This window comes from Kitasatospora sp. NPDC057198 (assembly GCF_042670125.1).
Taxonomy (GTDB): domain Bacteria; phylum Actinomycetota; class Actinomycetes; order Streptomycetales; family Streptomycetaceae; genus Kitasatospora.
Genome location: NZ_JBHUWH010000441.1, coordinates 1 through 6,504, shown reverse-complemented (window position 1 = coordinate 6,504; position 6,504 = coordinate 1). Strand labels below are relative to the sequence as shown.

7 protein-coding genes are annotated in these 6,504 nt (G+C 77.0%); 6 read left to right on the top strand and 1 reads right to left on the bottom strand.

Going from position 1 to position 6,504, the window contains the following annotated elements; genetic code table 11:
• The coding region (locus ACFUEL_RS32540) for a zinc-binding dehydrogenase (protein WP_380240645.1) at positions 1-399 on the top strand (399 nt) is incomplete at its 5' end.
• A gap of 64 nt (positions 400-463) precedes the next feature.
• Here ACFUEL_RS32540 and ACFUEL_RS32535 read toward each other — a convergent pair.
• On the bottom strand, positions 464-1,423 hold the full coding sequence (locus tag ACFUEL_RS32535; protein WP_380240643.1) for an ankyrin repeat domain-containing protein: 960 nt from the start codon (positions 1,421-1,423) through the stop codon (positions 464-466).
• Positions 1,424-1,568: 145 nt separating this feature from the next.
• Here ACFUEL_RS32535 and ACFUEL_RS32530 point away from each other — a divergent pair, with 145 nt between their 5' ends.
• The 5 genes from ACFUEL_RS32530 to ACFUEL_RS32510 form a co-directional block, all read left to right on the top strand.
• Positions 1,569-2,189 (top strand): TetR/AcrR family transcriptional regulator, encoded by a 621-nt coding sequence (locus ACFUEL_RS32530; protein ID WP_380240641.1) that lies wholly within the window; start codon positions 1,569-1,571, stop codon positions 2,187-2,189.
• Positions 2,190-2,272: 83 nt separating this feature from the next.
• Positions 2,273-3,448: a GDSL-type esterase/lipase family protein gene (locus tag ACFUEL_RS32525; RefSeq protein WP_380240639.1), complete on the top strand. Its 1,176-nt coding sequence runs from the start codon at positions 2,273-2,275 to the stop codon at positions 3,446-3,448.
• Positions 3,449-3,558: 110 nt separating this feature from the next.
• Entirely contained in the window at positions 3,559-4,887 is a 1,329-nt protein-coding gene (gene wecB / locus ACFUEL_RS32520) for a non-hydrolyzing UDP-N-acetylglucosamine 2-epimerase (protein ID WP_380240637.1), read from the top strand.
• Positions 4,884-5,225 (top strand): hypothetical protein, encoded by a 342-nt coding sequence (locus tag ACFUEL_RS32515; protein ID WP_380240635.1) that lies wholly within the window; start codon positions 4,884-4,886, stop codon positions 5,223-5,225. Before wecB ends, ACFUEL_RS32515 begins: the two co-directional genes overlap by 4 nt.
• On the top strand, positions 5,222-6,504 hold a 1,283-nt coding region (locus tag ACFUEL_RS32510; RefSeq protein WP_380240633.1), incomplete at its 3' end, for a glycosyltransferase family 2 protein. The genes ACFUEL_RS32515 and ACFUEL_RS32510, both read left to right, overlap by 4 nt.

Below are 6,504 nucleotides of genomic sequence, written 5' to 3'. Positions count from 1 at the left end.
GCCGTCGCCCCCGAGGCGCTGGCCGACGCGGTCGGCGAGGCCACCGGCGGCCTCGGCTTCGACCACGTGATCGAGGCGGTCGGCCGCCCGGCCACCTTCCGCTCCGCGTACGACGCCACCCGGCGCGGCGGCAGCGTGGTGCTGGTCGGCGTCGGCGGTGCCGCGGACGAGTTCCCGATCAGCATGTGGGAGCTGTCGGCGGGCGAGAAGCGGGTGCTGCCCTCGTTCTACGGCGGCGACACCGTCACCCGGACCTACGCCCGGATCGCCGAGCTGGTCCGCACCGGGCGGCTCGACCTGGAGCGGCTGATCACCCACCGGCTGCCGCTGACCGGGATCAACGAGGCGCTCGGCCTGATGCGCAGCGGCGAGGCGCTGCGGATCGCGCTGACCGTCTGACCCGGCCCGAGCCGTCCGACCCCGTGCTCCCCGGCGCCTTCTGAGCGGGTGCCGGGGAGCACGGTCAGTGTGCCCACCAGTCGATGCCGGGCAGCTTGAACCAGCGGTCGGCGGGGCCGGAGACGGCGCGGTCGTCGGCGGGCCGCAGGCCGGCGAAGGCGCAGGCGGCGGCGACCGCGCCGTGCCGGTACAGGTACGCGTCGAGCACCTGGGCGGGGGTGTCGCCCGCGCGCGGGTCGCCGCCGGGGTGCAGGCCGCCGGCTTCCAGGGTGCCGTCGCGGGCGGTGCTGCCCTGGTTGCCGCTCTTCGGATTGGCGTACAGGCCGTAGCCGAAGGTGCCCGCGGTCAGCCGGGCCAGCGCGCCCGGGGTGCTGGGGGTGTAGCCCCAGGGCTGGGTGACGACGCAGCCGCCGGGGACGGTGGTGGCGCCCGCGATCAGCAGGACCTCCTCCATCTCGTAGGCGTACGGGTCGTCGAGGAAGTCCTCCAGGTAGTCCGCGTCCAGCGGTTCGCCGCCCAGCCGGCGGACCGCCTCGTCGGCGTCGATGCCCGCGACGCAGGCCAGGCCGGTGCCCTCGTGGTGGAACGTGCCCAGGGCCGCGACGAGTTCGCGCCCGGCCCGGACGGTCTCCCGTTCGGCGGGCGTCAGTTCGGTGAGCGCGCCGGGCTCGGCGGGTGGCGGGAACAGGTCGGGGACGGGCCCGGCCAGGGCGAGGCGGCCGGGCGACCAGCCGCCGAGCTGCGGGCGCCAGGGGTCGGCCCCGGCAGCGGCCAGCGCCCGGGCGTTGTCCGGCCGGTCGGCCAGCACGGCCCGCCACAGGGCGGTCGTCCCGTTCTCCCGCGCGTCCACGTCCACGACCCGGGCGGCGAGTTCGGCCACCACCTGCGGGGAGCCGTAGGCGGCCGCCAGGTGCAGCGGGCGGCCCGTGCCGTACCGCTCCGGGTCGGCGCCCGCCTCCAGCCGGGCCAGCACCGCCGCGTGGTCGCTCCAGCCCGCCCAGGCGATCCCGTCCCAGCCCGTCATCGCGCCCCCCGTCCGCGCCGCCCGGCGCGGACGCCGAACTCGTCCGCACACTGTCGCACCCGGGTCCGACACCCGGGTCCGACACCCGGGCGGGCCCCCGGAGCGGGGCACCGGGGCCGGCACCGGCCGCGGGTAGGATTCCGGCATGCCCGCACCCTCCGACGACGCCCGGCAGCGCCGCGTCCAGCAGCGCGCGCTGGAGACCAGGGACCTGCTGCTGCGCGCGGCGGTGGACGTGCTGTGCGACAGCGGGTACGCCGGGTTCTCCACCCTCGCGGTCGGGGAGGCGGCGGGGGTGAGCCGGGGGCGGCTGGTGCACCACTTCCCGACCAAGAACGCGCTGATCGGGGCGGTCACCGACCACCTGGTCCGCTCGTACGCCGAGCTGGCCCCGGCGCAGGTGCGGGAGTTGACGGCGGCTCCGCAGCCGGACCGCGTCGCACAGGGCCTGGGGATGATCTGGCAGCTGATGAACACCCGGGACTACCAGGCGTTCCTCGAGCTGCTGATCGGCACCCGGCACGATCCCGAACTGCGGCCGGTGGTGCGGGAGTTCGAGCGGCGCCTGGAGAGCGAGCTGATGGCCGCGGTGCGGGCGCTGTCCGGCCCGGCCGCCGACTCCCCCGAGTTCGCCGCCTCGCTGCTGACCGCGCTGCAGGCGATGCGCGGGCTGCTGCTGATCTCCTCGGCGGGCGGGCACGACCTGGCCGCCGAGTGGGAGACCGTCCGCGGGCGGCTGCTGCTGCTGTTCCGCCCGTCCGCCTGAACGCACTACCCCCGCTGGTCCATTCGGATGCGAACGGGCCGCCGGTGGTAACCCCGCGGCGGGCGGCTGCCGACACCGTGGGCATGACCTCTTCTTCTTCCCTCCCCCGCAAGGGCCTGGCCGCGCTGGCCGCCGCCGTCTGCGTGGCGGGCGTGACGGGCCTGGCGCCCGCGCACGCCGCCGGTGTCCGGGAGCCCGCGGCCGACGCGCCGTGGGTGGTGTCGCTGGGCGACAGCTTCATCTCCGGCGAGGCCGGCCGCTGGGCCGGCAACAGCAACGAGCCGGAGAACGGCTGGTCCGGCACCGACCGGGCGTACGACCCGGAGACCGGCGAGAGCGACCCGGCCAAGGTCTACGGCGCCTCGTACGAGGACGGCTGCAACCGCTCCGACGTGGCCGAGGTGCACTCCCTCACGCTGGACGTCCGCAAGCTCAACCTGGCCTGCTCCGGGGCGACGTCGACCGCCGTGAAGCTTCCGGAGAACGGCGGGAAGCCGTTCAAGGGCGAGCCCTCGCAGGCCGAGCAGTTGCAGAAGGCGGTGACCGGGCAGCCGGTGCGCGCCGTGGTGGTCTCGATCGGCGGCAACGACCTGGGGTTCTCCGACATCATCGCCGAGTGCACGAAGCAGTTCCTCAAGCCCTTCGGCGGCTCCCCCTGCGCGCCGGACGCCGAACAGCAGGTCAAGGACCGGCTGCCCGGCGTGCGGACCGCCGTGGTCGAGACGCTCGCCGACGTGAGGACCGCCCTGAAGCGGGCCGGGCACCGGGACGGCTCCTACCGGCTGGTCCTGCAGTCCTACCCGTCCCCGCTGCCCGACGCCGCCCGGGTCCGCTACCCCGGGGAGAAGTACGACCGCCTCACCGAGGGCGGCTGCCCGTTCTTCGACAAGGACCTCACCTGGGCGCACGACGACCTCGTGCCGCAGATCAGCGCCGCCGTCGCCGAGGCCGCGCACGAGGCCGGGGCCGAGTTCCTCGACCTCTCCCGCGCCTTCGAGGGCCGCGAGGTCTGTTCCGCGGGCACCCGGCACGCCGACCTCGAGCACCCGCCCTCCGGGAAGACCAGCGAGTGGATGCGCTTCCTGACCACCGGCGCGGGCCAGGGCCAGCTCCAGGAGTCGCTGCACCCCAACCGCTACGGCCAGCAGGCCCTCGGCACCTGCCTGGGCCTCCAGTTGGAGCAGCCCGCCGGCGACCACCGCTGCGTCAACACGCCCGGCCGCGGGCCCGCCGCGATGGCGCTGGCGGCAAGCGGCTGAGCGGCGCGAGCGGCTGAGCGGGGGCGGGCCGACGGTGTGTCAGCCGGGCGGGGCGCGGCGGTCGGGCAAGGATGGTGACCGACTGCGAGCGCGGCGACAGGAGGGCACCGGTGGTGGAGCGGCAGGACGGGCCGGGCGGGCCGGGCGGGCCGGACGGGGAGGATCGGCGGGCGCGGGTGCTGGTGGCGGTCGGGACGAGGCCGGAGGCCATCAAGATGGTGCCGGTGATCCGGGCGCTGCGGGCCAGCACCCGGCTGCGGCCGCTGGTGGTCTCCACCGGGCAGCACCGGGAGCTGCTGGCCGAGGTGTTCGACCTGGCCGGGATCCGGCCGGACGTCGACCTGGCGGTCGGCGAGCCGGGCCTGCCGCTGAACCACCTGTTCGCCCGGGTGCTGTCCGGTCTGCAGGACGCCCTCGCCGACCTGCTCGGCGCGGCCGACAGCGTGGCGGTCGACGGCCCGGCCGCCCGCTACCCGGCCTGGGCGCTGGTGCACGGCGACACCAGCTCGGCCGCGGCCGTCGCGCTCGCCGCGTTCCACCTGCGGATGCCGGTCGCGCACGTCGAGGCGGGGCTGCGCACCCACAAGACCGCCACGCCGTTCCCGGAGGAGCTCAACCGGCAGCTGGTCGCCCGGATCGCCGCCTTCCACCTGGCGCCGACCTCGCTCAACGAGGAGAACCTGATCCTGGAGGGGGTGCGGCACGAGCAGGTGTTCGTCACCGGCAACACCGCGATCGACGCCCTGCTGTGGGCCGCCGCCTCCGCCCGCCCCTCCGGGCGGCCCGAGGTGGACGCGCTGCTGGCCGACCCCGGCCGCCGGATCGTGGTGGTGACCGCGCACCGCCGGGAGAACCTGGCCACCGGGGCGCTCGGCCACGTCGCCGCCGCGCTCGCCCAGGTCGCCGCCGAGCGGCCGGAGACCGTCTTCGTGCTGCCGCTGCACCCCAACCCGGCCGTCCGCGCGCAGCTGCGCCCGGCGCTGGACCCGCTGCCCAACGTCCTGCTGACCGAGCCGCTGCCGTACCCGGTGTTCGCCGCGCTGCTGGGGCGGGCCGTGCTGGTGGTGACCGACTCGGGCGGCGTCCAGGAGGAGGCGCCCGCCCTCGGCGTCCCGGTGCTGGTCACCCGGGAGAGCACCGAGCGCACCGAGGGCGTGGACGCGGGCACCCTGCGGCTGGTCGGCACCGAGACCGGCGCGGTCGCCGCGGCGGTGCGCCGCCTGCTGGACGACGAGGGGGCGCGGGCCGCGATGGCCGCCGCGGACAACCCGTACGGCGATGGGCACGCGGCCGAGCGGATCGTGGCCGCGCTGGAGCACCTGACCTTCCGCACCCCGAAGCCGGCCCGGTTCGGCAGCGGCTACCGGCGGGCGGCGGTGCTGCGGGCGGCGGGCTTCGACGAGGCCGCGATCCACCGGGCCGAACGGGCCGGGGCGTGACGGCGGGCGTCGGGGACCCGGCGGGCCCGGCGGGCGCCTCGGTCGCGGCGGGCGGGCGGTACGGGGCGTGGGGGCGCCGGGTGCTGTCGGTGCTGCTGGGGACGGGCGTGCTGCTGGCCGGGTGGGCGCTGGCGGGGTCGGACCGGCCGGCCGGCCGGGCGGCGTGGCTGGTGCTGCGGGACGGGGTGCTGACGCTGGCGGTGGCGGCCGGGCTGTTCTCGGCCGTCGCGGGGCTGGCCTGCGCGCTGCGCGCCGCCGGGGTGCCGCGGCGCCGCGAGGCGCCGGTGGCCGGTCCGGTGCCGGGCGGCCCGCACGGATCGCACCGGAGGTCGCGGTGAACCTGCCCGTCGGTCCGCTGACCACGTTCGTCCTGCTGGTGCTGGGCTACGGGCTCACGTACTTCCTGGTACTGCAGTTCTCCGGGCGGCTGCGGGTCCGGGCCGAGCAGCGGCAGGGCGCCGAACCTCCGCTGCCGGCGGAGGAGTTGGTGTTCTGGTTCCTGGTGCCCTGCCTGGACGAGGAGGCGGTGATCGGCGCGACGGTGGCCAACCTGCTCTCCCAGGACCCGCGGGCCCGGGTGACGGTGGTGGACGACGCGTCCGCCGACGCCACCGCCGAGCGGGCCCGGGCGGCGGGCGGCGACCGGGTCGAGGTGCTGTCGCGGCGGCTGCCGCAGGCCCGGCAGGGCAAGGGCGCGGCGCTGAACGCGGCGCTGCCGCACCTGGTGGCGGCGGCGCAGCGGCTGGGCGTGCCCGAGGAGCGGGTGGTGGTGGCGGTGATGGACGCGGACGGGCGGCTGAGCCCCGGCGCGCTGGCGCACGTCGCCCCGCTGTTCGCCGACCCGGCGGTGGGCGGCGCGCAGCTGGCCGTCCGGATCCGCAACCGGGACCACCTGCTGACCCGGATCCAGGACGCCGGGTTCTGGGGCGCCGCCGCGACCGCGCAGTACGGGCGCGACCCGTTCGGAACGGTCAGCCTGGGCGGCAACGCCCAGTTCGCCCGGCTGTCGGCGCTGCGCTCGGTGCCCGGCGCGCCGTGGACGGACTCGCTGACCGAGGACCTCGACCTGGCACTGTCGCTGGCGGTGCGGGGCTGGCGGCTGCGCACCACCAGCCTGGCGCACGTCGTCCAGGAGGGCCCGGAGCGCCTGCGGGCGCTGCTGCGCCAGCGCACCCGCTGGGCGCAGGGGCACATGGTCTGCGCCGGGCGGCTGGGCGAGGTGTGGCGCAGTTCGCGGCTGGGCACGGCGGCGGCGCTGGAGCTGGCGCTGTACCTGCTGCAGCCGTGGTGCCTGGCGCTGCCCTGGTCGGTGCTGGCGCACCTGCTGGCGGTGCTGGGCGTGCTGGCGACGCTCGCGGTGGGCGCGCACAGCGGGGCGGCGGCGGCCGTGGCGACCGCGGTGGCGGTCTACCTGCTGGCGTTCGCGCCGCACCTGTACCAGGCGACGCTGTACCACCGGCGGACCCGGCACTACGGCTGGTGGCGCTCGGTGGGGCTGCACCACGCCTCGTACCTGCTGACGTACGTCACCTACCTGGCGACCTGGCGGGCGCTGTGGCGGATCCTGCGGGGGCGGCGGGACTGGGCGAAGACCCGGCGGGTGGCCCGGACGGCCGC